The organism is Streptomyces sp. NPDC111516 (assembly GCF_055635345.1).
Window position 1 is genome coordinate 145,511 of the sequence record NZ_JBVKBV010000011.1, and the last position, 23,179, is coordinate 168,689.

The following is a 23,179-nucleotide window of genomic DNA, read 5'->3' on the forward strand; positions in this document are numbered from 1 at the left end:
AGCGGAGCGCTGTGAGAGAGGGAGGCGACCGGGCATGCCCAGGCAGGTGGATCACGTGAGCCGACGCCGCCTCATCGCCGAGGCTGTCTGCCGCCTGGCCGACGAACGCGGACTGGAGGGCGTTACCCTTCGCGATGTCGCCGCCCGCGCGCAGGTGTCGATGGGCGCCGTTCAGCGATGCTTCCGCACCAAGGAAGAGATGCTCGTGTTCACTCTCGGACACATCAGCGAGCGGATCAGCGAGCGCGTACAGGCCCGCCTTGTCAGGAGCCCGGCCCAGTCGGCGAGCACCGCCCTGGGACACGCGGCCACCGAGATCTCACTGCTCCGGCAAGAGCACCGCGCCGAGGCCAGGGTCTGGCTCGCCTTCATCGCGCAAGCGGCTGTCAGCAAGGCGCTCGCAAGGACGCTGAAGGCGAACTACGCATCCCTGCAGGAGGCGTTCACCCGCCTCATCTCGGAAGCAGGCGAGGGTACCGACCGGGCCGTGCCCCTCGATCCGCAACGCGAGGCCCGCACCCTCCTCGCGCTGGCGGACGGCCTCACCGCGCACGTCCTCATCGGCCACCTCACCCCGCAGGAGGCACACGACGTCCTCCACGCGCACCTGGCCGGCCTCTGGGAGCGACCGGTTCGGCCTCCTCACACCACCTTGGACCCCCCGAACCGCCCGAACGCACTCTGACTCACCGTCCACCAACAGGCCCGCCCCGACCTTTCCGAGGTGGGTCAGGGACGAGTGACGGTACTCGCGCAGGTCCCGTCCGGTTGTTCCTCCAGCCCCATCACCAAGCGGAACCGGTCGGCGTTCCACAGCACCGACCTGGACCTGCACCTGCGCCGCCGCGGCGGGACCCAGATCGTGCTCACCGGCGTCGCGACCGGCATCTGCGCGGAGTCCACCGCCCGCGAGCACGGCCACCACGTCACGCCGGCCACCGACGCCGTGACCGACACGGACGCCGACGCCCACCACCACAGAGGAGATCTCCCCCCGCCTCGCCGAGACCGGCACCACCGCCGAGATCCTCAATCCGCCGGCCACCGCCCACTCCTGACCCCGCTCGGGGCCGATCCGGCAGCTCTACGCCGACCGGCCCGCCACCGGCCGCCCGACTCCGCCCGGTCCCGGAACCGTGGCGGCAGGAACGGTCGGGGCCGGGGCCGTCGACTCCCGTACGACCAGTCTCGGCCGGATGAGCAGCGACCGTCCCGCCGCAGGCGCCGAGTCGATCCGCGCCCGCAGCTGCTGGAACGTCTCCGCGGCCATCTCCGGCAGCGGCTGGCGGACCGTCGTCAGCGGGGGCTCGAAGAGATCGGCGAGGAGGATGTCGTCGAAGCCGACCACGGAGACGTCCTGCCCCGCGCTGCGTCCGGCGTCCTTGGCACCCCGGCAGATCCCGATCGCGCACATGTCGTTGATGGCGACGAATGCGGTGGGCGGGCGCGGCCCGCCGAGGAGTTCCCTGGCGGCGTTCCGCCCCAGTTCGGCGGCGTCCTTGTCACCGAACTCGGCGGTGTCGGCGCCCGGCCAGACGATCGCGTCGGCCGGATCGAGACCGGCCGACTCCAGGGCGGCGCGGAAGCCGCGCAGCCGCTCACGGCGGTTGACGCTGTTGACCGATCCGGAGACGAACGCCAGTCGGCGGTGGCCGAGTTCGATCAGATGGCGGGTGGCGAGCTCGGCACCCATCGCATTGTCGACGCTGATGGAGGCCAGCGACGGCGGGTCGCCCGCCTGTGCGGTGCGGTCGAAGGCGACCATCTTCAGTCCGCGGCTGAGCAGCGGTGTCACATGGTCGAGCGACGGAAGCGAGGAACAGAGCACCACTCCGCTGACTCCGTCCGCGAGCAGTTCCTCACCGTACTTGAGCTCACGCGCCGGATCGCGCTCGCTGTTGCAGAGCAGTACGTGATAGCCCTCGGCGAGCGCGATGGCCTCCAGCTCACGGGCGAGCGCCCCCCAGAACGGGTTGGCGACGGACGGCACGATGAGGCCGATGACCTTGATGCGGCCCGTACGCAGCATCCGGGCCGCACGGTTGGGCCGGTAACCGAGTTGCTCGATCACCTGCTCCACGCGCGCCAGCGTGGCCGCCTGCATACGGTCCGTACGCCCGTTAAGGACGTTGGAGACCGTGCTCGCGGAGACCCGCGCAGCCTCCGCGACCTGATGGATCGTTACCCCGCTCATGCCACCTCCGGTTCGGAACGCGTCTGACCTTATCAGTGTATCGATTTACTGAACTCTGTTCACCGGTACACCTGTTAACACGCCTGAAAATTGATGTGCATCAGCTGTTGACGTCCCTCTCGAGGCGTTCCTAGCATCAGTGCATCGATTTACCAGTGCTTCCCAGCCATGGCCGGGTTGCCGTCGCTGGATCGATCCACAGTCTCCACCTCAAAAGGGGTGTCCCATGGAACGCAAAAGACGGTCGCTGCTTACTGCCATCGGTGCCGGCACCGCTGCCGCCGCCCTCAGCGGGTGCGGCACCGGCACTTCGGCGGCCGGCTCCGCCGACGGCCCCGCCGAAGGTGAGATCACACTGCTCACCCCGATCTACGAAGGTGCCGACGGCAAGACGCTGTTGGAGAAGGAGATTCTCGGCGGTTTCCGGAAGAAGTATCCGGACGTCAAGGTGAACGTGGACTACACCACGTACGATCAGCTCAACGAGAAGATCACCACAGGGCTCGCGGGCGGTCTGCTGCCCGACGTGCTGATGATGGGCGTGGGCTGGATCCCGCCGTTCGCCGCGAAGAAGGCGATCGCGGAGCTGCCCGAGAAGTTCGCCACCGCGCACGACTACGAGAAGCGGGTCCTCGAACCGTCCCGGTACGACGGCAAGTTGTACGCACTGCCCGTCGTCCTCGACACCCGCATCGTCGTTTACCGCAAGGACCACTTCGCCGAGGCCGGGATCAAGAAGGCCCCGGCGAACTGGGCCGAACTGCGCGCCGTGGCAAAGCAGCTGACCAAGGACGGCCGGATCGGGTTCGACCCGTTCTCCATCAATCTGCGCCAGTGCTGGGAGACCTTTCTCTTCGCCAACGGTGGCCAGCTGTTCAGTGAGGACGGCAAGAAGGTGCTGTTCACCGACGCCCGAGGGGTCGAGGCGCTGCAGTTCTTCAAGGACCTGGTCAAGGACGGCTCCGCCGACTACGCCAAGAAGACGGAGCTCGGTGCCCCGACCAACGTACAGACCGGCAAGGCGTCGATGATGATGACCACCAGTGGGCTGTGGAGGCAGGTCGGCGAACAGACGCCGGACCTGATCAAGGACGACAAGCTCGGGGCGTTCATCCTCGCCAACCGCAAGCCCGCGATGCTCCAGGGCGGCACGCTCGTCACCCAGTCCGCCGGTTCCAAGCACCCGGCAGCGGCCCGTGCCCTCGTCGAGTACCTCGCGACGCCCGAGTCGATCCTCGGTGCGGCCAAGCAGCGAGGATCGGTTCCCGGGCTGAAGGATCTCAGCGACTCCAGCTATGTGAAGGAGAACAAGTTCGTCGATCTCTCCCTGCAGAGCATGGGCGACGCGTGTTCCGAGGGCGGCACCGCAGCCTGGATGGAGATCCGCGAGAAGATCAAGCCCACGCTGGAGCCCGCGATCGTGGGCAGCCAGTCGGCGAAGGACGCCATCGCGGAACTCGGCCGGCTAGCCGAGGCCGCAATCGGCCGGATGTAAGGACCCGTCACTGTGGGAGCGACATCCGTATTGAAGGCGAGGCCCGCGCGGCCGCCTTCCCCGACCGGGCACACGGTCACGAAGAAGCGCACCGGGCGGACACCCGCCGGCCCGGGGCGCCGCAGGCAACGCGCCGGCATGCTGATGGTGGCGCCCGCGCTGCTGCATGCCTCGCTCTGGATCGGTCTGCCGGTCGTCGCGTCGGTGGTTCTGGCCTTCACGAAGTACGACGTGCTGACGGCGCCGCAGTTCGTGGGGCTGGACAACTTCCGGGACATGCTCGGCGACGGGGTGTTCCGCAAGTCCGTCGTCAACACCGTCATCTACACCTTCTTCACCGTGCCGTTCGGCATGATGCTGGGGCTGCTCGTGGCCCTGGCGCTGCACACCGGGCTGAAGGCGCGGGGCATATTCCGTACCGCGGTCTTCATTCCCCAGGTGACGGCGACCGTCGCGATCGCCCTGGTCTGGCTGTGGATCTACAACCCGGGCAACGGGCTGCTGAACACACTTCTGTCGTTCCTCGGGATCCAAGGTCCGGCCTGGCTGTCGTCGACATCGTGGGCGATGCCTTCGGTGATCCTGGTCGGCATCTGGCAGGGCATCGGCATGAAGATGCTCATCTACCTGGCCGCGCTGCAGTCCCTGCCGAAAGAGCTGTACGAGGCGGCTTCCGTGGACGGCGCGTCCAAGGTGCGGCAGTTCTTCTCGATCACGCTGCCGCTGCTGAAGCCCGCGACGTTCTTCGTGCTCATCACGTCGATGATCAACGCGTTCCAGTCGTTCGACCAGATCTACATCCTGACCGACGGCGGCCCGGCCAACAGCACCACGATGATGACGTATGAGATCTACAAGTCCGCCTTCCGGGAGTTCCGCGTCGGCTACGCCTGCGCGCAGTCACTGGTGCTGTTCGTACTGCTGATGGGCTTCACCCTGGTCAATCGGCGGATCATGGGAGGCACCCGTGGCCACAACTGAGCTGCACAGGCCGGGAGTTACGGAGAAGGCCCGGCCCCGGACGAAGGGCAGGCCGCTCGCCGTCAACCGGATCGCGCTCTATCTGACCCTGTCCGTCGTGTCGCTGCTGATGGTGGTGCCGTTCGTCTGGATGGTGCTCACCTCGCTCAAGACGCCGGTCGAGATCGCCTCGCAGGACGCCGGACTGCTGCCGGAGCACTGGGAGTTCGGAAACTATGCCGATGCGCTGAAGGCGGCGCCGTTCGCGACGTACGCACGCAACAGCTTCATCATCGCGTTCAGTCACACCGTCATCAATGTGGTGGTGGCGTCGATGGCCGGGTATGCGCTGGCAAGGATCAGGTTCCGGGGCAGCGAGGTCATCTTCTACGCCTTCATCGCCGCGCTGATGATCCCGACGTACACCAAGGTGCTGCCCGAGTTCCTGATCGTCCGCTTCATGCCGCTGGCCGGCGGGAACGACATCTTCGGCCGGGGCGGCAGCGGCTGGCTGGACTCCTGGTGGGCGCTCATCGTTCCCGGCGCCGTCACCCCGTTCGCCGTCTTCCTCTTCCGCCAGTTCTATCTGGACCTTCCGGTCGAGTTGGAGGAGGCCGCCAGGCTCGACGGTCTGGGCGAGTTCCGGATCTACGCCCGGATCATGACACCGCAGGTCAAACCCGCGCTCACCACAGTGGCGCTGCTGACCTTCGAGTCGTCGTGGAACAACTTCCTCTGGCCCCTGCTGGTGACCCGCACGGACAGCCTGCGGGTGATCCAGGTCGGGCTCTCCGTCTTCAAGACGGAGAACGGCCCCCAGTGGCACTTCCTGATGGCCGGTACCACGCTGGCCACCCTTCCCATGGTCGTTCTCTTCCTCATCGGCCAGCGCTACTTCGTGCAGGGCTTCGCAACCGCCGGTCTCAAATGACCGGTTCCGGTCCGAGCGGCCGGTCACCGAAAGGTCTTCTCTCCATGTCTGCTGATCTCAACGGCTCCCGCGCACTGGTGACGGGGGCCGGCCACGGTATCGGCCGCGCCATCGCGGTCGCCCTCGCCGAGGCGGGCGCCGATGTCGCCGTCCACTACCACTCCTCCGCCGACGAGGCCGCGAGGACGGTCTCCGCAATCGAGGCGCTCGGCCGCGGGGCGAAGGCGTTCAAGGCCGATGTCACCGTGACCGACGAGGTGAACCGGCTCGTCGAGGAGGCGGCCGGCTTCCTCGGCGGGCTGGACGTCCTCGTCTGCAACGCGGGCCATCTGATCGGCCGGGCCACGATCGCGGAGATGTCCGACGACCACTTCGAGCAGGTTGTCTCCACCAATCTGACATCGACGTTCCGTACCGTGCGGGCCGCGCTGCCACATCTGACGAAGTCGTCTGCCGGGCGCATCATCACCATGTCCTCGCTGGCCGCGCACAACGGCGGCGGCCCCGGTTCGGTCGCGTACGCGGCGGCCAAGGCAGGTGTCCGCGGTTTCACCAAGGGCCTGGCCAAGGAGCTCGGCAGCACCGGCATCACGGTCAATACCGTGGCGCCGGGCTTCATCAAGGGCACCGCGTTCCACGACACGTTCACGGCTCCCGAGACACAGCAGGCGATGGAGGCGGGCATCCCGGTCGGCCGGGCCGGCACCCCGCAGGACGTCGCCGCCGCGGTAGTCCACCTGGCGTCGCCGTCGTCCGGCTTCCTCACCGCGACCACGGTGGACATCGACGGTGGCGTGTGGCCGCGTTGAGGGGGATCGCCCGGGAGCGGGGCGGCTGGTGGCACGCGTACGTCTGCCCGGCGCACGGTGTGGAGCTCGACCACGGCGATCTGCTCGCCGGGGTCTTCCCGGCGGGCGGTGCGCGGTGTGCGTACGGCTGCCGGGTGGACGACGAGGCGGTGCGCGGCGCCTGGCTGGTGCTGTCGCACCAGGCGTGGGCGCGGCATCTGCGGGTGCTCGCCCACCGCAAGGAGCGCGCGGAGTCCGTGTCACGGCTCGTGGAGTACGCGGGGCTGTACGCGGAGCTGGCCACCGAGCGGCACGGCGAGGCCCAGACCTGGATGCTGCGCGGCCGGCTCTTCCACCAGGCGTTGACCGATGCCATCTGGGCAGTGAACGTAGGGCACGCCGTGATCACGCTCGCCGAGCACTCCACCGAGGACCTGGCCCCGGTGCTGCCGCTGCTGGACGCTCTGGAGCAGGCCGCTCTCGACGCCCGGGACGTGCTCACCGGTCAGGGCCACCTCGCCTCCAACTACACCGCGTGGCTCAACGCGGCCGGCGTGGCGACGAGTCGGGGTGCCGCGGCGGCTCGCGGCAAGGCGTGGGACGGCGCCGGACAGTGGCTGGAGGGCGAGCACGGGCTGTACGCACATCTGCGGGTCGCGGTCGCCGATGACGGCTGGGAGTGGGAGGGCAGCACCTACTACCACGGGTTCGTGCTGCGGGCCGCGCTGCTGGCGCTGCGGGGCACCTACCCCGCGGCCCTTCCCCCCGATGTGGTGGGTGTGCTGGCCGGGATGACGGATGTGTTGGCGGCGATCGCCACGCCGGGCGGCATCCTGCCGGCGCTGCACGACGGCCCGTATCTGCGCGGTCCGCTCGCCCTGGAATGGCTCGAACTCGCCGCTCTGGCAAAGCAGTTGACCCCCTTCCACGCACTCGACGCGGTGGTCGCGCGAGCCCGTGCCGAACTCGGCGCTCAGGACGACGGGCTCGACCGCGAGCTGGGCGGCTGGTTCGCGGGACCACCACTGCCTCGGCGGCCGGCTTCCGATCCCGTCACGGTGTTCCCGACGGCCGGATACGCGGTGCTGCACCACGCGGGCGTCCATGCGCTGCTGGACTTCGGTCCGCACGGCGGCTCGCACGGCCATCGCGACAAGTTGTCGCTGTATCTGTACGGCGACACCACCCCGTGGCAGCCCGATCCCGGTCAAGTGCCCTACGGGCACGCCGGGTTCCGTGAACTGTACGCATCGACCGAGGCCCATCCGGCGTTCAGCGTGAACGGTGCCGAACAGGCCGAGTGCACCGGGCGGCTGCTCGGCTCGGACGGTTCGTCCGTGACCGCCGAGGTGACGACGGCGTACGAGGGAGTGCGTGCGGTGCGGCGGGTGGTGCTCGGTGACAGCTATCTGGTCGATCTGCTGACAGTGCGGGCCGAGGACGAGCGGCGCCTCACCGCGCAGTTGCGCCCCGGTGTCGCGCTGGACATCCAGCTCCAGGCCCGGGGCGAGATCCGCACCACCTGGTACGGCGACGAGACCCTGCACGGCTGGCACGCCCACACCCCCGGCGCGACCGTGCGTCCGGTCTCCCGGCCGGGCCCGGGTCCGGCCGACGATCCGCAGCGCGTGCGTACCCGGGTCGACTTCACCGCGCAGTCGGACCGGATCGTCTTCGCCTCGGTGTACCAGGCCGCGTCGGCCGGGCCGGCCGTGACCGACGTACGGCTGGACGGTGAGGGGGTGCTGACGGTCTCGCTGACCGACGGCGGCACCGCACGGTTCCGGACGGAGGACTGACCCTTGTTGCTCTCGGCGACCCCGCCGCCCGGCCCGCGCCCCGCGCAGCAGGTGCGGCTGTACGAGGAGGCCGCCCGCCACCGCGGGCTGCCCCCTCCCCGTACGCACCCTCTGGCCAGCATCACGTGGCTGGGCCCGGCCGCCTCCAACCCGGCGCTGGCCTACCGGGTCGGCGGCGACCCGGCCCATCTGGCGGAGAGCCGCCGCTGGATCGAGGCCGCGGTGCGGCTGCCGCACTGGGGCAAGGCCCATATGCCGGACCGTGATCTGGACGCCGGCTGGCTGCTGCACCATCTGTCGCTCGCGTACCGGTGGATCGGCGACGATCTGCCGGACGGGGTGCGGGCGCTGCTGCGGTACAAACTGCTGCTCCAGGGGCGGCGGATGTACGAGTACGCGGTGGCGAGCGAGGGCGGCTGGTGGTCGTCGTCGTACTGGCAGAACCACAACTGGATCTGTTACGCGGGTCTGGCGACGGCCGGTTATGCGCTGGGCAAGGAGGAGTGGACCGAACGCGCCAAGGACAATCTCGGCACGGTCCTCGATCTGATGCCGGAGGACGGTTCGCACGCCGAGGGTGTCGTGTACTGGCGCTACGGTGTGCCCTTCCTCGCCATCCACCTGGATCTCCTCCAGGAGGCGGAGGGCATCGACTGGTGGGGGCGGGGCGGTTTCCTCTCCCGTACCTTCGACTACCGGCTGCACCAGATGGCCCCCGGCTTCGCGTTCAACGTCGACCACGGCGACTGCCACGACCGGCGCAGCGGGCACAGCGCGGGGCTGTACTACCGTCTCGCGGCCCAGTACGGCATCCCGGAGGCACAGTGGTTGGGCGATCTCGCCTCGGGTGAACTGCTGTGGCAGGAGGCGGCGGAGAGCGCAGTACGGCCGGGGATCCTGCCGGAGGCGTATCTCGAATACCTCTGGTACGACCCGTCCGAGGCCGGTGCGCGCCCCACCGCGACGAGGGCGTTCTTCCCGGATCTGGGTCTGCTGGCGGCCCGTACCGGATGGGACGACGACGCGACACTCGTCTCGTTCAAGGCGAGCCCAGGCGGAGGCCACAAGGCGTGGGAGACATCGGCGAAGCACCGGACCGAGCGGGGCTGGGAGACTCTCGAACAGGGACACCACCACCCCGATTCGGGCTCGTTCGTGCTGGTCTCGCAGGGGGCGTTCCTCGCGGTCGACGAGGGCTACAGCAACCGCAAGCGGGCCGCACACCACAACCTGCTGCTGGTTGATGGGCAGGGGTACGCGGACGAGGACCGGTACCACGTCTACAAGGACATCCCGTACGAGCGGCAGGCCCGGCAGCGTGACGTGCTGGTCTCCCCCGACTGTGGCTGGGCGCATGCCACGGCGGAGATCGCCGCGATGTACGACCCGGCGCTCGGGGTGCGGCGGCTGGACCGGACGCTGGTGTTCACCCCGTCGGGGCGGCTCGTACTGCTGGACCTGGCGGAGGCGGACGCGGAGCGGGAATGGACGTTCCTGCTCCAGACCGACCGTCCGACCGAGCCTCGGCCGGACGGCGGCCGGCTGATCCGATCGGGGGCGGCCTCGGCACTGGTGCGGCAGTTCGCGCCGTCCGACGCCACGGTCGTCTCCGAGGCCACCGAGGTCGAGGCCAATCCGACGTCCAGCACGCCGGAGTTGCGGCTCACCCGCACGCTGCACACGCTGCGTGCGACGACCGCGCGGTCGGCGCACGGCCTCTTCGTCACGGCGATCGTCCCGGACGCGGAACCGGGCACCGAACCGACCGCAGTGGAGCGGGTCGCGTGCGCGCAGGGCGAGGGGGTCACCTTCGGCGAGGAGACCGTGCTCCTCTCCCCCGTCGCCCGTCGCATCCGCACCACCGCCGTCTCGGCCGACGCGGCGGCGGTGCTGCTCGGCGGCGACGACTCGGCCCCGTATGTGGTGGCGGCGACCCGGCTGGAGCTGGACGGCCGCGTGCTGCTCGATGTCCCGGAGCCGTACACAGGAAAGGTCGGCTGATCATGCAGGCAACCCTCTCGTCCGGCTGGCCGACGCTGCTGCGGCGGCTGGAGTTCGTGGCCTACCCGGCGGCCGCCGGGGCCGCCTTCACCGTGCTGTCGCTCGGTGTCGTGACCTGGCTTCCCGCGCTCGCCGCGATGGGGCACGCCCTGCAGCGGTGGCGGGCGGAGGGTGACAGCGGCTGCTTCTCCAACACGTTCTCCGCCTTCCCGCGGTACTGGCGGGCGCTGTGGCGCCACTCCCTGGTGTCCACCACTGCGGGGATCGTCCTGGCCGCCAACGTCGTCCATCTGCTGGGCCGTCCGGAACCGTGGACGTTCGTACTGCTCGCCGCGCAGGTGGGCATCGCGGCCGCGCTCGTCATCCATCATGTGGCGCTCGCGGCCGAGGCGGGCCGTTCCCCGCACGGGACGGTCCGCACCTGGTCGAGCGGTGCGCTGGCCCTCGGCTTCGGGTCGGCGGCCCGCGGCACCGCACTGCTCGGCGCGGTGATCTCCGCAGCGCTGCTCTCGCTCGTCGTACCGCTGGGTCCCCTGCTCCTCGGCCCCAGCATCCCCGTACTGCTCGCTCTGTCCTTCGCAGACCCCAGGAGGCACACCCCATGAGCCGTGTACTGCGCACCACTCTCGTCGCCGCTCTCGCCACGGGCGCCCCGCTCGCCTTCCCACCACCGTCCGAGGCCGCAATCGCGTACTACGTGTCGCCGACCGGCAGCGAGTACGACCCGACGGGTGCGTGCCCCGAGTGACCGGGCGGGGACCCGCGAGACGCGGAGTACTGACGGCAGCGGCCGGCCTGGCAGCGGTCGCGGCCACGGCGCCGCAGGCACACGCGACCGGGCCGTCGGGCGGCGGCGTGGGACCTTCGCGCTGGACGACGTCGTGGGCGACCGTGCAGACCGCGCCGACGGCCACGGACACGGTGGCGAGCGCCGGCCTGACCGACGGCACCTGCACCGCGAACGTGCGCCTCTCCGCGGGCGGAGCCGTCCGGCTGCGCTTCGGGCATGCCTTCGGCACGATCCCGGTCCTCATCGGCCCGGTGACGACGGGCGGCCTGCCGGTGACATTCGGCGGGCAGCGGCAGGCGTGGATCGCCGCGGGCGCCTCGCTGACCAGTGACCCGGTCGCCGGGCTGCGTGCCGCCGAGGCGGCGCGGCTGACGGTGGAGACCCGGCTCCCCGGCCCCACCGGGCCGCTGTCCTTCCACCGCAACACCCATGCCTCGCACTCCGTCGACGGCGAGCGCACCACCTCGGTGTTCCTGCTGACCGGCGTCGAGGTGACGGGCGCGCACGGGCCGGTGGTCGCGGTGCTGGGCGACTCCATCACGGAGGGGGTCGGCACCCCCGACGACGCCGATCTGCGCTGGCCCGACCAGCTGGCCCGACGGCTTCCCGGATCGGCCGTCGCCAATCTCGGCATCAGCGGCAACCGGCTGCTGCTGGACGACGCCCGGTTCGGGCCGGGCGGACAGGCACGCTTCGACCGCGATGCGCTGTCGCTGCCCGGACTGCGCACCGTACTCGTTCATCTCGGCGTCAACGACCTCCAACAGCCGCCGAGCCAGACCGATCCCGCGCGCGTCCTGGCCGGGTACCGGCAGCTGGTGCTGCGCGCCCGCAACGCCGGGCTGCGGGCGGTCGGCGCGACCATCGCCCCGTTCGGCGGCTGGACCCGCTGGACGCCCGAGCTCGAAGCGGTACGGCAACGGATCAACGCGGCGGTGCGCACCGGCCGGGTCTTCGACGCCGTCGCCGACTTCGACGCGGCACTGCGCGCCCCGGACCGTCCCTCACTGCTGCTGCCCGCGTACGACAGCGGCGACGGACTCCACCCCAACCCTTCCGGTCATGCCGCGCTGGCAGCGGCCGTCGACCGCCGACACCTCCTGTGAGGGCCGTATGACGAACCCAGGCACCACTTCGGGCACCACCCGGCGCACCGTCCTCGCCGGGGCGGCGGCCCTCGGCGCGGCTGCCGCGCTGCCGCTGACACTCGCCGCCACCGCGGGCACCGCGCACGCGGCGGACGGGCCCACCGTCGTCGACGCCGCCGCCCTGCGCACCCGCTGGCACACCCTGCTCACCGGCGGTCCCGGCCTCGACCTGACGGACCCGCAGATCGCCGCTGCCGTGGCCAGGATCGGCAAGGCCGCGACCACCTCGGTCAAGGGCCTCGACCCGGCCCGGACCGACGGCCTGTTCCCCGATCTGACCAGCACCACGCTCTCCAACCACGTGACGACGTCGTTCAAGCGGCTCGCCACGGTCGCGACCGCGTGGGCCGTCCCCGGCACCCCGCAGTACGGCGACACCGCGCTGCGCGATCTGTTGCTGGCCGGCCTCGACTGGATGCTGACGAACCGCTACGGCCCCGGCCACACCCGGTTCGACAACGACTGGGACTGGGAGATCGGCTCCGCGCTCGCCCTCAACGACGCGGCCGTGCTGCTGTACGACGCGCTCGGGACGGAGCGGCTGGGCCGGATCACCGGGGCGATACGGCACTACACGCCCGACCCGAACCTCTGGCGGGCCGACCGGCAGATCGCCACCGGTGCCAACCGGGTGTGGATCTCCACCGTGGTCGCCGTCAACGCGGTGCTCAGCGGCACGGGCGACGATCTGGCCCGGGTCCGTGACGCTCTTTCGGACGTCGAGGGTTCGGGCGCCAACAGCGTCCTCGCCTTCAACGACGCGAGCGCCGCGGCGGAGGGTACCGGCGAGGGCTTCTACTCCGACGGTTCATTCCTCCAGCACTACAAGCACCCGTACAACGGCGGGTACGGCAAGGAGTTGCTGAACAACCTCTCCCGGCTGCTGAACCTCCTCGCCGGCACCGCGTGGACGGTCACCGACCCCGACCTCGACAACGTCCGCAGCTGGGTCGACGACGGCTTCGACCCGCTGCTGGCCCGCGGCGATGTGATGGCGTCGGTGTGCGGGCGCGAGATCGCCCGCCCCAGCAAGCAGGGCCATGTGTCGGCGCAGACGGTCATCGAGGCCGTGCTGCGGCTGATCCCGAGCTTCCCCGGCGAGACGGCCGAGCGGTTCACCGCCCTGGTCAAGCAGTGGATCGCCGAGGACACCTACCGGGACTTCCTGGCCGTCACCGACCTCGCCTCGCTCGTCGCCGCCCAGCGGGTCGTCGCCTCCCCGGTCCCGGCACGCGGCCCGCTGGTCGCGCACAAGCAGCACCCGCGGATGGACAAGGCGGCGCATCACCGGCCGTCCTTCGCGCTCGGCATCTCCGCATACTCGTCCCGGATCTACAACTACGAGTCGATCCAGAACGAGAATCTGCACGCCTGGCACCTCTCCGACGGCATGGTGCTGCTCTACACGGACGACCTGGGGCACTACAGCGAGGACTACTGGCCGACCGTCGACCCGGCCAGGCTGCCCGGCACCACCGTCATCGCCGGACGGCCCGCGGACGCGGCGGGGCAGCGCACCACCAGCACGGCCGACTGGGCGGGCGGCACCGCGCTGCCCGGGACGACACTCGGTGCGTACGGCATGGAGCTCCGCGTGTACGGAAGTTCGCTGCACGGTCTGAAGAGCTGGTTCTGCCTGGACGATGTGATCGCGTGTGTCGGCTCGGGCATCACCTCCGACGCGGGCACGGCCGAGACGATCGTGGAGAACCGGAAGCTCCGCGACCCGAGGGCGGCCCTGCTCGTCAACGGCACGGCCGCGCCCACGGACGCCGGCTGGTCGGCCCGGCTCGACAAAGTGCGGTGGCTGCACGTCGCCGGAACCGGCGGCTATGTCTTCCCCGAGCCCGTCACGCTCCAGTGCCTGCGCGAGAACCGCACGGCGGCCTGGCGCGAGATCAACCTCAAGTACGGCACGGACACCCCGGTCACCCGCCCGTATCTGACGCTCTGGCAGGACCATGGCGCCGCACCGAGCGGGGCGGGCTACTACTGGCTCCAGGCCCCGGCGGCCTCGGCCGAGCGGACGAAGCGGTGGTCGTCCGCGCCGCCGGTGAAGCTGATCGCCCGCTCTACGGCCGTGCACGCGGTACGCCGCTGCGCGGACGGACTGGTCGCCGCAAACTTCTGGACCGCCGGCACCGCGCAGGACCTGACTGCGGACGGCCCGGCCTCGGTGCTGGTGCGGCCGGACGGAAAGACGGTCAAGGTATCGCTGTCCGACCCGACACAGCTGCGGTCCTCGGTGGTCCTGGACCTGGCGCAACGCGGACTGACCGTCGTCTGCGCCGATCCGGGCGTCAGCGCCGCGCCCACCGGCGACGGCATCCGGATCACCGCCGACACCACCGGCCGCCACGGCGCAACCCTCAACCTCACCCTGAAGAGGAGCTAGACCCTTGCTGTTCGACATGGATCCGGACCGGCTGCGCGAGTACCGGCCGCAGCCGGAGGAGCCGACCGACTTCGACGCCTTCTGGGAGAAGACCCTCACCGAGACGGCCTGCCACACGCTGGACGCCGAGTTCGTACCGTACGACGCCGGGTTCGCGACGGTCGATGTGTTCGATGTGACGTTCCGGGGCTGGGGCGGGCAGCCGGTGAAGGCATGGCTGATGCTGCCGAAGGCGCGCTCTTGTCCGCTGCCCGCTGTGGTGCAGTACATCGGCTACAACGGCGGCCGGGGCATTCCGTACTCCTGGCTGACCTGGAGCGCACTGGGGTACGCGCATCTGGTGATGGACAACCGGGGCCAGGGCGGCGGCGGGAAGAACACCGCGGACACCCCGGACATCGGTCCGGACGGGCACGGCTCGTCCTCGCCCGGTTTCCTGACCCGGGGCATCGAGGACCCGTACCGCCACTACTACCGGCGGCTGATCACGGACGCGGTGCGGGCGGTGGACGCGGCGCGGGCCCATGAGGCGGTGGACGCCTCACGGGTGGCGGTGCTCGGGGGCAGCCAGGGCGGTGGGCTGGCGCTCGCCGTCACCGGGCTGCGGGACGACGTCGTGGCGGCCGTCGCCGATGTGCCGTTCCTCTGCCACTACCGGCGTGCCTCGCAGATCACGGACTCCGGACCGTACGCGGAGATCGCCCGCTGGTTGTCCGGGCACCGCTTCCGGATCGACGAGGCGATGGAGACGCTGTCCTACTTCGACGGGGTCAACTTCGCGGCGCGGGCGACCGCCCCGGCGTGGTTCTCGGTCGGTCTGATGGATCGGATCTGCCCGTCGTCCACGGTGTTCGCCGCGTATCACCGGTATGCGGGTCCGGCCGAGATCGAGGTGTTCACGTACAACGGGCACGAGGGCGGCGCGGAGTACGACCTGCCGCGCAAGCGCGACGCGCTGCGCGGCGTGTTCGGCCGGTAGCGGCGGCGGTCACCGGCCCAGCGCCGCCATCGCGGCGTTGTGGCCCGGGACCCCGCTGACCCCGCCGCCGCGTACGGCGCCCGCGCCGCACAGCAGCACATTGGCGTGCGCCGTCTCCACGCCCCACCGGCCGGTGGATTCGGTGGCGTACGGGAACGCGAGGTCCCGGTGGAAGATGTGGCCGCGGGGCAGCCGAAGGTCCTGTTCGAGGTCGAGCGGGGTCTTCGCCTCGATGCACGGTTCGCCGTTCTCGTCGCGTGCCAGGCAGTCGGTGACCGGCTCGTCCAGGTGCGCGTCGAATTCGGCGAGCGTGGCCGTGAGCAGTTCGGCGCGCGTCGCCGCGTTGTCGGCGGCGAAGAGCCGGGCGGGGGTGTGCAGGCCGAAGAGGGTGAGGGTCTGGTAGCCGCGGGCGGCGAGGCCGGGGCCGAGGATCGACGGGTCGGTCAGTGAGTGGCAGTAGATCTCGGACGGCGGGGCGGCGGGCAGCCGTCCCGCCGCCGCGTCCCGGTAGGCGTCGGCGAGCTGCCCGTACCCCTCGGCGATGTGGAACGTGCCGGCGAAGGCCTCACGGGGGTCGACGGAGCGGTCACGCAGCCGGGGCAGCCGGGTGAGCAGCATGTTCACCTTCAACTGCGCGCCCTCGGCGGGGGCGGACGGTTCGTCCCCGAGAAGCGCGGCGAGCGTCTGCGGTGAGGCGTTGACGAGGACCCGGCGGGCCGTGACGACGTGTTCCGCGTCGAGTGAGCGGACGGTGATCTCGGCCCGTGTTCCGTCGGTCTCGATACGGGTCGCCTCGTGCCGCACGCGGATCTGAGCCCCGGCCTCGCGGGCGGCCCGGGCGAGGGAGTCGGTGAGCGCGCCCATGCCGCCGACCGGGACGTCCCAGTCTCCGGTACCGCCGCCGATGACGTGGTAGAGGAAGCAGCGGTTCTGGAGCAGGGACGGTTCGTGCGCGTCGGCGAAGGTGCCGATCAGGGCGTCGGTGAGAACGACTCCGCGTACGAGGTCGTCGCGGAAGTTCTCCTCGACGGCGACACCGATGGGCTCCTCGAAGAGCGCCCGCCAGGCCTCCTGGTCACCGATCCGTGCGCGCAGCGCCTCCCGGGTGGGCAGGGGTTCGGTGAGCGTCGGGAAGACCCGCTCCGCGACGCGTCGCGTCATACCGTAGAAGCGCTGCCACGCCTCGAACTCCCGGTCCGATCCGGTGAGCGCGGCGAAGGAGTCCCGGGTGCGGTCCCCGCCGACGAGCAGCCCGGTGGCACGGCCGCCGCGCACGGTCGGGGTGTACGACGAGACGGTCCGCTTGCGTACGGCGAAGTCCAGACCGAGATCGCGGACGATCTTCCGCGGCAACAGGGAAACGAGGTACGAGTAGCGCGACAGGCGGGCGTCGACCCCGTCGAAGGGGCGGGTGGAGACGGCCGCTCCCCCGGTGGTGGCCAGGCGCTCCAGGACCAGGACGGACTGTCCGGCGCTGGCGAGATAGGCGGCGGCGACGAGACCGTTGTGGCCACCGCCCACGATCACCGCGTCATAGTTGTCGGGTGCGTGCATGGCTCTTCGTAACACGGGATGTGATCCCCTGGCCAGAGGCGGTGGTGGCGGGTCAGCTCGCCGGTGCGTCCCGTCCTCGGCGCAGTGCCGCGACCCGGCGGTACAGCTCGACGGCCTCCGGCCCCCGGCCGAGCTGCTCCAGGCAGTGCGCCTCGTCGTTGAGGGCGGCGAGGGTGTCGGGGTGGTCGGCGCCGAGGACCCGTTCGCGGGCCTCGGCGACCTCGCGGTAGACGGTGAGGGCGTCGGCCCAGCGGCCGAGCCAGCCGAGACCGACGGCGATCTCCCGGCGGCTGACGAGGGTGTCCGGGTGGTCGGCGCCCAGGACGCGTCCGCGGATCGCGGTCACGTCGCGCGCCTCGGCGAGCGCCTCCTCCCAGCGGGCCAGGCGCCCCAGATTGACGCCGAGGCCGTGGCGGGCGCGGAGCGTCTCGAGGTCGGCGGGGCCGCCCACCCTGGTCCGGTCGGCGACGAGGCCGCGGTACAGCTCCAGGGCTTCCGCGCTGCGGCCCAGGCGGCCAAGGCTGATGCCGATCTCGTAGCGGGCCGAAAGCGTGTCGGGATGGTCGGCGCCGAGCGACCTCGACCGGGCCTGGGCGACATCGTGGTAGGTCTGCAGGGCCTCCGCCCAGCGTCCCAGCCGGCCGAGCGTGTACGCCACTTCGTAGAGCGTGACCAGGGTGTCGGGGTGATCGGCACCGAGCAGGCGGGTGCGGGCGGATGCCACGTCCCTGGCCATCCGGCAGGAGTCCTCCAGGCGGCCGAGCCTGCTGAGGTTGAAGGCGAGGTTGTGACGGCAGCGCAGGGTGTCGGGGTGGTCGGGGCCCATCGTCCGTTCCCGGGAGGCGAGGACCGCCGCGTACACCTGGTGGGCCTCGAGGTGCCGGCCGAGCCGGCCCAGGACGTACGCCATCTCTTGGCGGGCCGCGAGGGTCTCCGGGTGGTCGGGGCCCAGCGCACGTTCCCGGCCCCGGGCGACGCGGCCGAACTCCCGCAGCGCGTCGGAGGCGCGCCCGGTGCGGCTGAGGGTGAAGGCGACCTCGTACCGGCTGGAGAGTGTGTCGGGGTGGTCGGGGCCCAGCACATGCTCGCGTTCGGCGGCGACCGCGCGGTGCACCTCGCCGGCCTCCTCCCAGTGCCCGAGCCGGCCCAGGTCGAGGCCCGCGCTGTGTCTGCTGGCGAGGACGGAGAGCAGTTCCGGGGACGGTGTCGGCCGCTCGGTCGTGGGCAGCGGGAGCTCTCCGGTGAGGTGCCGCATGTCGGTGCCGGTGGTCCACTCGCCGGTGAGGCCCGCGGAGTGGTCGGGCGGGGCCAGCCCGAGGCGGCCGCCGGTCGCCTTGTGTCCGGTGGTCATGCCTCGGGTCCAGGCCGGCAGCTGCTGCCCCGGCCGTACGACGGGAACGGGCGGCGCGAGCCGTACCTGCCCCGTGGGCTGGAGCTGCGGCTGTTCGCCGGTGCGGCCGGCGGCGATCCGCTGCCGCAGGTCGCCCGCGTCGACCGGCCGCTCCTCGGGTGTCTTGGCCAGCAGTTCCAGGACGACGCGGTCGAAGAATCCGGGGAGTTCGGCCCGGTGGGTGCGCAGTGGTTCGGGCTGGGTGTCGCGGTGTCCGACGAGGACGGCCCAGGCGTCGTCGAGGTCGAACGGCGGTGCTCCGGTGGCGATCTCGTACAGGACGCAGCCCAGTGAGTACAGGTCGCTGCGGTGGTCGAGGTGGCCGCCGCTGATCTGCTCCGGCGACATGTAGTGCGGGGTGCCCATGGCGATGCCCGTGCCGGTGAGGCGGGAGGTGAAGCCGATGTCGTGGCCGAGCCTGGCGATGCCGAAGTCGCAGATCTTCACCGTGCCGTCGGTGAGGCGCATGATGTTGGCAGGCTTGAGGTCGCGGTGCACGATGCCCTGCTGGTGGGTGTAGCCGAGGGCGTCGGCGACCTGTTCGGCGATGTCGACGATGTCGGGCACCGGCAGCGGATGCTGTTTGTTGTCCTCCAGGAGCTGGCTGAGGTTGCGGCCGTCGAGGAGCTCCATCACCAGGTAGAGGACGCCCTCGTGCTCACCGAAGTCATGGACGACGGTGACCCCGCGGTGCTGGAGCGCGGCGGCGACGCGGGCCTCGCGGCGGAAGCGTTCGCGCAGGATGCGCGTGAAGGACCGGTCGTACTGGGGCCCCATCGGCTTGAGGCATTTGACGGCCACGTGGCGGCCGAGCGACTCGTCGCGGGCGCGCCACACCTCGCCCATGCCTCCGCGCCCGATCAGATCGAGCAGTCGGTACCGGCTCTGGATCAGCCTGGTGTCCGCCATCGCCTGCTGTCGCCCCCGTAGCTTCGCCTACTTCGGTGCCCTCCCCGGCCCGTCCAGTATGGCGGCCCGGCTGCGCAGTTTGTACGGGGTGGGGCGGCTGCCGGGACCGAGTCGGGCCATCGCGTTCAGAATGTGACCGGGCGGGAGTTGCCAGCGGAGCCGGGACGGAATGCGGCGCAGAGCGGTTCCGGCGGTGCGCAGCCGTCGGTCGACGGTGCGCACGGGCCCCACGCGTCTGCCGTAGAGCTCATGGGCGTACGGGGGCAGTGACTGGTAGGCGAGTGCCGCGACGCACCGCCACAGCAGTGCGCGCGCCGGTACGAGCAGTGCGTGGACGGGTGGCCGGCGCAGGAACTCGTCGACGTCCAATGCCTCGGGGGACGCGGCGAGTTGTGGCCGCACCCGTTCGAAGTAGGCGGCGAGCTGCGCGGTGGTGGCCGGTACGTCGGCGGGGTCGAGGCCGACGAGCCGGGCGCTCTGGCGATGCTCGTCGACGTAGCGGTCGGCCTGGGCGTCGGTGAGCGGGAAGCCGGAGCGGCGTTCGACCTGGAGGTAGGAGTCGACCTCGGCGCAGTGCACCCACAGCAGCAGTTCGGGTTCGTCGACGCCGTACGTCTCCCCGGTCGCCGGGTCGGTGGCCTTGAGGAACCGGTGGATCCGGCGGACCCGGGCGCCCGCCTTCTCGGCCGCTTCGGTGGTGCCGTAGGTGATCGTTCCGACGAAGCCGGCCGTGCGCATCAGCCGCCCCCAGGCGTCCTCGCGGAAGTCGGAGTTCTGCATGACGCCGCGTACGGCGCGCGGATGCAGCGCCTGGAGGTAGAGCGCGCGCACTCCGGCGACCCACATCATCGGGTCGCCGTGCATCTGCCAGGTGACGGATTCGGGTCCGAAGAGTCCCGGGTCGGCGTCCACCATGTCGCTGGTACCTCCCGCTCGGTGGCGTACGTACGCAAAGGATGCGCTGTGGCCGGGCTCTTTAGAGGAGCTCACAAAATGAGAGTCCGATCAGCTCGCGGCGTCTGGTGCGTGCGATCGCAAGGCGCCGGAAGGTCCTCGTAGCGGAGCTACTAGGGCATTTCGGCAACGCAGCGAGCGTGCGTGCCAGGCGTCGCGAGCCGGACGCCCATTTTGTGAGCTCCTCTTAGTGGACAGAAGGGAAAGTTCGCAGGGCGAAAGCCCCCCTCGGGCTGCGGAGATCCCGGCGGCCGACTGCTCGGGGCGGCCCGGCGCTGTTCCACGGCGGTGGCCTCGTTGAGGTCGTCCGGCATCGTCTGGCCCAGGAACGCGGGGGGCTGGTGAGCACCTCGATGAGGATGTCGCACGGGGTCTTGAGGCAGAGGGCAAATTCCGTGAGCCGCAATGCTTGTGGTCGGCGGCGGCCCATGGGGGACGAACGCCGCCGCGCTGTTCAGGCTCCGTGGCCGGAGCCGCGGACCACGACGACGGGGCACGGAGCGTGCTGCACGCAGTGCTGGCCGACCGACCCCAGCAGCGCCTCGCTGAAACCGCCGTGCCCTCGGTTGCCGACGACCAGCAGCCGCGCTCCGACAGCGGCATCGAGCAGGACCGCGGCCGGGTGTCCGTGGGCCGAGATGGGGCGGAGGTCGACCGGCCTCCCCGGGCCCGGGCCGGGCGCGAACGATCCTGGTGCCCAGTCCACCGGGATCGGGTCCGACGGGGCACCCGGCCCCGGGCGGCATCGGCCGAAGTATCGCCGCTGAACGCGGGCGAAAGGGCTCACCAAGCAGACACAGCCCGCCACGGCAGGACGACACTGGGAAACGTCGGCCCGTTCCGGTCGGCCTACGCAGCGAAGCCCGTTCGGCGCTGACGCTTGACTTCGACCGCGGTCTCCTCCATAACGTCATCCCATGTCGGACGAGAAGAACTCGGGCGGGCCCGGGAAGCTGCCGCGCTCGCTGTACGAGCGCGAGCTGTACCGGCTTCAGACCGAGCTCGTGAAGCTCCAGGAGTGGGTTCGGGCCGAAGGCGCACGGCTCGTCGTGGTGTTCGAGGGCCGTGACGCAGCGGGCAAGGGAAGCACGATCAAGCGCGTCACCGAGCTCCTCAATCCCCGGGTAGCACGTATCGTCGCGCTGCCGCGGCCCACCGAGCGCGAGCGCGGCCAGTGGTATTTCCAGCGCTACGTCGAGCATCTGCCAGCCGCAGGTGAAGTGGTCCTGCTCGACCGGAGCTGGTACAACCGCGCGGGCGTCGAGCGCGTCATGGGTTTTTGCACCATGGAGGAACACCAGCGGTTCCTTCGCCAATGCCCGATCTTCGAGCGGATGCTGGTGGAGGACGGCATCCTGTTGCGCAAGTACTGGTTCTCGGTGAGTGATGCGGTGCAGGAGCAGCGATTCCGGCGTCGGCTGGAAGATCCCACCCGCCGATGGAAGCTCTCGCAGCTGGACCTGCAATCGATCAGCCGCTGGGAGGCCTATTCGCGGGCGAAGGACGAGATGTTCGTCCATACGGACATCTCGGAAGCTCCCTGGTACGTGGTCGAGAGCGACAACAAGCGCCGGGCACGGCTGAACATGATCGCCCATCTGCTGTCGACCGTGCCGTACGAAGAGGTCACTTGGCCGGCGATCGAACTGCCTCTACGCCCGCCGGCCACCGGATACCAACGTCCGCCGAGGGACCTTCAGACGTACGTCCCCGATCACGCGGCAGAACTGCGCGAGTGAGGCGGGCAAGTCCCGTACGGTCAGGTCGCCAGAGGTATGACAGCCACCGGACATTCAGATCGGTGCAGCAGAGTGCGAGCGACCCGGCCGAGGTGGGGGCCGAGATGACTGCGGCGACGATGCGCTCCGACCATCACCAGATCCGCAGCGGCCGAGCGCTGGACCAGTGTTTTCGCGGCCGTTCCCTCGATCGCCGCCGAGTGCAGCCGGACCGTCGGGTGATCGTGCACGGAGTCGGCCACCGCGAGGTCGATCAGCGTCGCCGCGCGTTCCTTGCAGTAGAGGTGCGGCTCGCCGGCAGTACGAGGATGATCGGCGCGATTGCGCGGCGGGCAGCGCCACGCATGTACTGCGTCCAGGACGCAGTCCCTTGCTCCGGCCTCACGGAAGGCGAACCGGACCGGCGTCGATCCTCCCCCCGGTTCCTTGACACCGATGAGGATCCGCCCGTGCGTGCTCTCGATACCGGCCTTGTCGCCGCGCACGACGATGACGGGGCAAGGATGCGACGCGGCCACGGCGAGGCTGACGGAGCCGAGCAGGAGTCCGGTGACTCCGCCGTGGCCTCTTTCGCCGATGATCAGTGCCCCGGCATTGTGCCCCTCGCGCAGGAGGGCGGTCACCGCGTCCCCGGGCAGCACCTCGGCCGTGACGTCGACGTCCGGACGACGGCGGCGGGCGCGCTCAGCGGCAGCTTCGACGATGCTGTCCGCGAGCGCCTGCTCCGAAGGGCGACCGAGGCTGAACGCCGGCCCGACGTCCTCACGGTGCTCCCCCTCGGACGCGTACACCACTCGTAGCGCCAGCCGATGAAGGGCCGCCTCGTCGACGGCCCAGTCGACCGCCCGCAGGCTCGCCTGCGATCCGTCCACACCCGAGACCAGGGGCAGCCTCATCGTCGCCACCGCCTTCCACCGGACCGGATAGGAAGCACCTGTCCTCACGGTTGCACTGGAGCGGGCCGTGCGTGAGGGCCGGTTCGGCCCGGATGTGGAACGTTCGGCCCCTTTCGTGGTCCGGCCGGAGCCGCACGCACGATGTGCTCTTCGGACGTGGCGGGAAGAGTCTCGGCGGTACTGGGGGCCCCGCCCCGGCGTCCGGCTGGCCCATGACGCGCGGGCGGCCGATAGTGAAGGGGCAGGGCGGTGCGGCT

The 23,179-nt window shown here is 70.7% G+C and carries 18 protein-coding genes and 2 pseudogenes; 14 read left to right on the forward strand and 6 right to left on the reverse strand.

Annotation, left to right across the window (positions count from 1 at the left end):
- Positions 1 to 34 precede the first annotated feature (34 nt).
- Positions 35 to 685 (forward strand): TetR/AcrR family transcriptional regulator, encoded by a 651-nt coding sequence (locus ACZ7L9_RS21865; protein ID WP_471417181.1) that lies wholly within the window; start codon positions 35 to 37, stop codon positions 683 to 685.
- Between the two features lie 54 nt (positions 686 to 739).
- Positions 740 to 919: pseudogene (locus ACZ7L9_RS21870) on the forward strand (isochorismatase family protein); the annotation flags it as partial.
- A 165-nt stretch (positions 920 to 1,084) separates the two neighbouring features.
- On the opposite strand, the gene ACZ7L9_RS21875 reads toward ACZ7L9_RS21870, so the two are convergent.
- Positions 1,085 to 2,194 carry a LacI family DNA-binding transcriptional regulator gene (locus tag ACZ7L9_RS21875; protein ID WP_471417183.1) on the reverse strand — a complete coding sequence of 370 codons (1,110 nt, stop codon included), beginning with the start codon at positions 2,192 to 2,194 and terminating at the stop codon, positions 1,085 to 1,087.
- Positions 2,195 to 2,420: 226 nt separating this feature from the next.
- Here ACZ7L9_RS21875 and ACZ7L9_RS21880 point away from each other — a divergent pair, with 226 nt between their 5' ends.
- From ACZ7L9_RS21880 to ACZ7L9_RS21930, 11 genes are all read left to right on the forward strand, one after another.
- Positions 2,421 to 3,689, forward strand: a complete 1,269-nt coding sequence (locus ACZ7L9_RS21880) for an ABC transporter substrate-binding protein (protein WP_471417185.1) — start codon at positions 2,421 to 2,423, stop codon at positions 3,687 to 3,689.
- 12 nt (positions 3,690 to 3,701) lie between these two features.
- Positions 3,702 to 4,670, forward strand: coding sequence for a carbohydrate ABC transporter permease (locus ACZ7L9_RS21885; protein WP_471417187.1), 969 nt, complete (start codon positions 3,702 to 3,704; stop codon positions 4,668 to 4,670).
- The gene (locus tag ACZ7L9_RS21890; protein ID WP_471417189.1) at positions 4,657 to 5,580 is read left to right on the forward strand and encodes a carbohydrate ABC transporter permease; all 924 of its coding nucleotides are present in this window, start codon (positions 4,657 to 4,659) and stop codon (positions 5,578 to 5,580) included. The genes ACZ7L9_RS21885 and ACZ7L9_RS21890 overlap by 14 nt, the downstream gene beginning before the upstream one ends.
- Positions 5,581 to 5,624: 44 nt before the next feature.
- Complete coding sequence (locus tag ACZ7L9_RS21895) at positions 5,625 to 6,389, forward strand: SDR family NAD(P)-dependent oxidoreductase (protein ID WP_471417191.1); 765 nt, start codon at positions 5,625 to 5,627, stop codon at positions 6,387 to 6,389.
- Positions 6,377 to 8,167, forward strand: a complete 1,791-nt coding sequence (locus ACZ7L9_RS21900) for a heparinase II/III domain-containing protein (protein WP_471417193.1) — start codon at positions 6,377 to 6,379, stop codon at positions 8,165 to 8,167. Before ACZ7L9_RS21895 ends, ACZ7L9_RS21900 begins: the two co-directional genes overlap by 13 nt.
- A gap of 3 nt (positions 8,168 to 8,170) precedes the next feature.
- On the forward strand, positions 8,171 to 10,168 hold the full coding sequence (locus ACZ7L9_RS21905; protein WP_471417195.1) for a hypothetical protein: 1,998 nt from the start codon (positions 8,171 to 8,173) through the stop codon (positions 10,166 to 10,168).
- 2 nt (positions 10,169 to 10,170) lie between these two features.
- The gene (locus tag ACZ7L9_RS21910) at positions 10,171 to 10,773 is read left to right on the forward strand and encodes a DUF624 domain-containing protein (protein ID WP_471417197.1); all 603 of its coding nucleotides are present in this window, start codon (positions 10,171 to 10,173) and stop codon (positions 10,771 to 10,773) included.
- Positions 10,770 to 10,916, forward strand: coding sequence for a hypothetical protein (locus ACZ7L9_RS21915; RefSeq protein ID WP_471417199.1), 147 nt, complete (start codon positions 10,770 to 10,772; stop codon positions 10,914 to 10,916). Before ACZ7L9_RS21910 ends, ACZ7L9_RS21915 begins: the two co-directional genes overlap by 4 nt.
- 107 nt (positions 10,917 to 11,023) lie before the next feature.
- The gene (locus tag ACZ7L9_RS21920; protein WP_471417201.1) at positions 11,024 to 12,064 is read left to right on the forward strand and encodes an SGNH/GDSL hydrolase family protein; all 1,041 of its coding nucleotides are present in this window, start codon (positions 11,024 to 11,026) and stop codon (positions 12,062 to 12,064) included.
- Positions 12,065 to 12,071: 7 nt separating this feature from the next.
- Positions 12,072 to 14,501 (forward strand): polysaccharide lyase 8 family protein, encoded by a 2,430-nt coding sequence (locus ACZ7L9_RS21925; RefSeq protein WP_471417203.1) that lies wholly within the window; start codon positions 12,072 to 12,074, stop codon positions 14,499 to 14,501.
- Positions 14,502 to 14,505: 4 nt separating this feature from the next.
- Positions 14,506 to 15,480, forward strand: a complete 975-nt coding sequence (locus tag ACZ7L9_RS21930) for an acetylxylan esterase (RefSeq protein WP_471417205.1) — start codon at positions 14,506 to 14,508, stop codon at positions 15,478 to 15,480.
- A gap of 9 nt (positions 15,481 to 15,489) precedes the next feature.
- On the opposite strand, the gene ACZ7L9_RS21935 is transcribed toward ACZ7L9_RS21930, so the two are convergent.
- The 4 genes and pseudogenes from ACZ7L9_RS21935 to ACZ7L9_RS21950 form a co-directional block, all read right to left on the reverse strand.
- The gene (locus ACZ7L9_RS21935; RefSeq protein ID WP_471417207.1) at positions 15,490 to 17,034 is read right to left on the reverse strand and encodes a phytoene desaturase family protein; all 1,545 of its coding nucleotides are present in this window, start codon (positions 17,032 to 17,034) and stop codon (positions 15,490 to 15,492) included.
- 52 nt (positions 17,035 to 17,086) lie between these two features.
- Entirely contained in the window at positions 17,087 to 19,333 is a 2,247-nt protein-coding gene (locus ACZ7L9_RS21940; RefSeq protein ID WP_471417209.1) for a tetratricopeptide repeat protein, read from the reverse strand.
- Positions 19,334 to 19,360: 27 nt separating this feature from the next.
- Positions 19,361 to 20,248, reverse strand: coding sequence for an oxygenase MpaB family protein (locus tag ACZ7L9_RS21945; RefSeq protein ID WP_471417211.1), 888 nt, complete (start codon positions 20,246 to 20,248; stop codon positions 19,361 to 19,363).
- Between the two features lie 493 nt (positions 20,249 to 20,741).
- Positions 20,742 to 20,957, reverse strand: a pseudogene (locus tag ACZ7L9_RS21950) (universal stress protein); the annotation flags it as partial.
- 247 nt (positions 20,958 to 21,204) lie between these two features.
- On the opposite strand from ACZ7L9_RS21950, the gene ppk2 reads away from it, so the two are divergent.
- The gene (gene ppk2 / locus ACZ7L9_RS21955) at positions 21,205 to 22,026 is read left to right on the forward strand and encodes a polyphosphate kinase 2 (protein ID WP_471417213.1); all 822 of its coding nucleotides are present in this window, start codon (positions 21,205 to 21,207) and stop codon (positions 22,024 to 22,026) included.
- 20 nt (positions 22,027 to 22,046) lie between these two features.
- On the opposite strand, the gene ACZ7L9_RS21960 is transcribed toward ppk2, so the two are convergent.
- Positions 22,047 to 22,970, reverse strand: a complete 924-nt coding sequence (locus ACZ7L9_RS21960) for a universal stress protein (RefSeq protein WP_471417215.1) — start codon at positions 22,968 to 22,970, stop codon at positions 22,047 to 22,049.
- Positions 22,971 to 23,179: the final 209 nt, after the last annotated feature.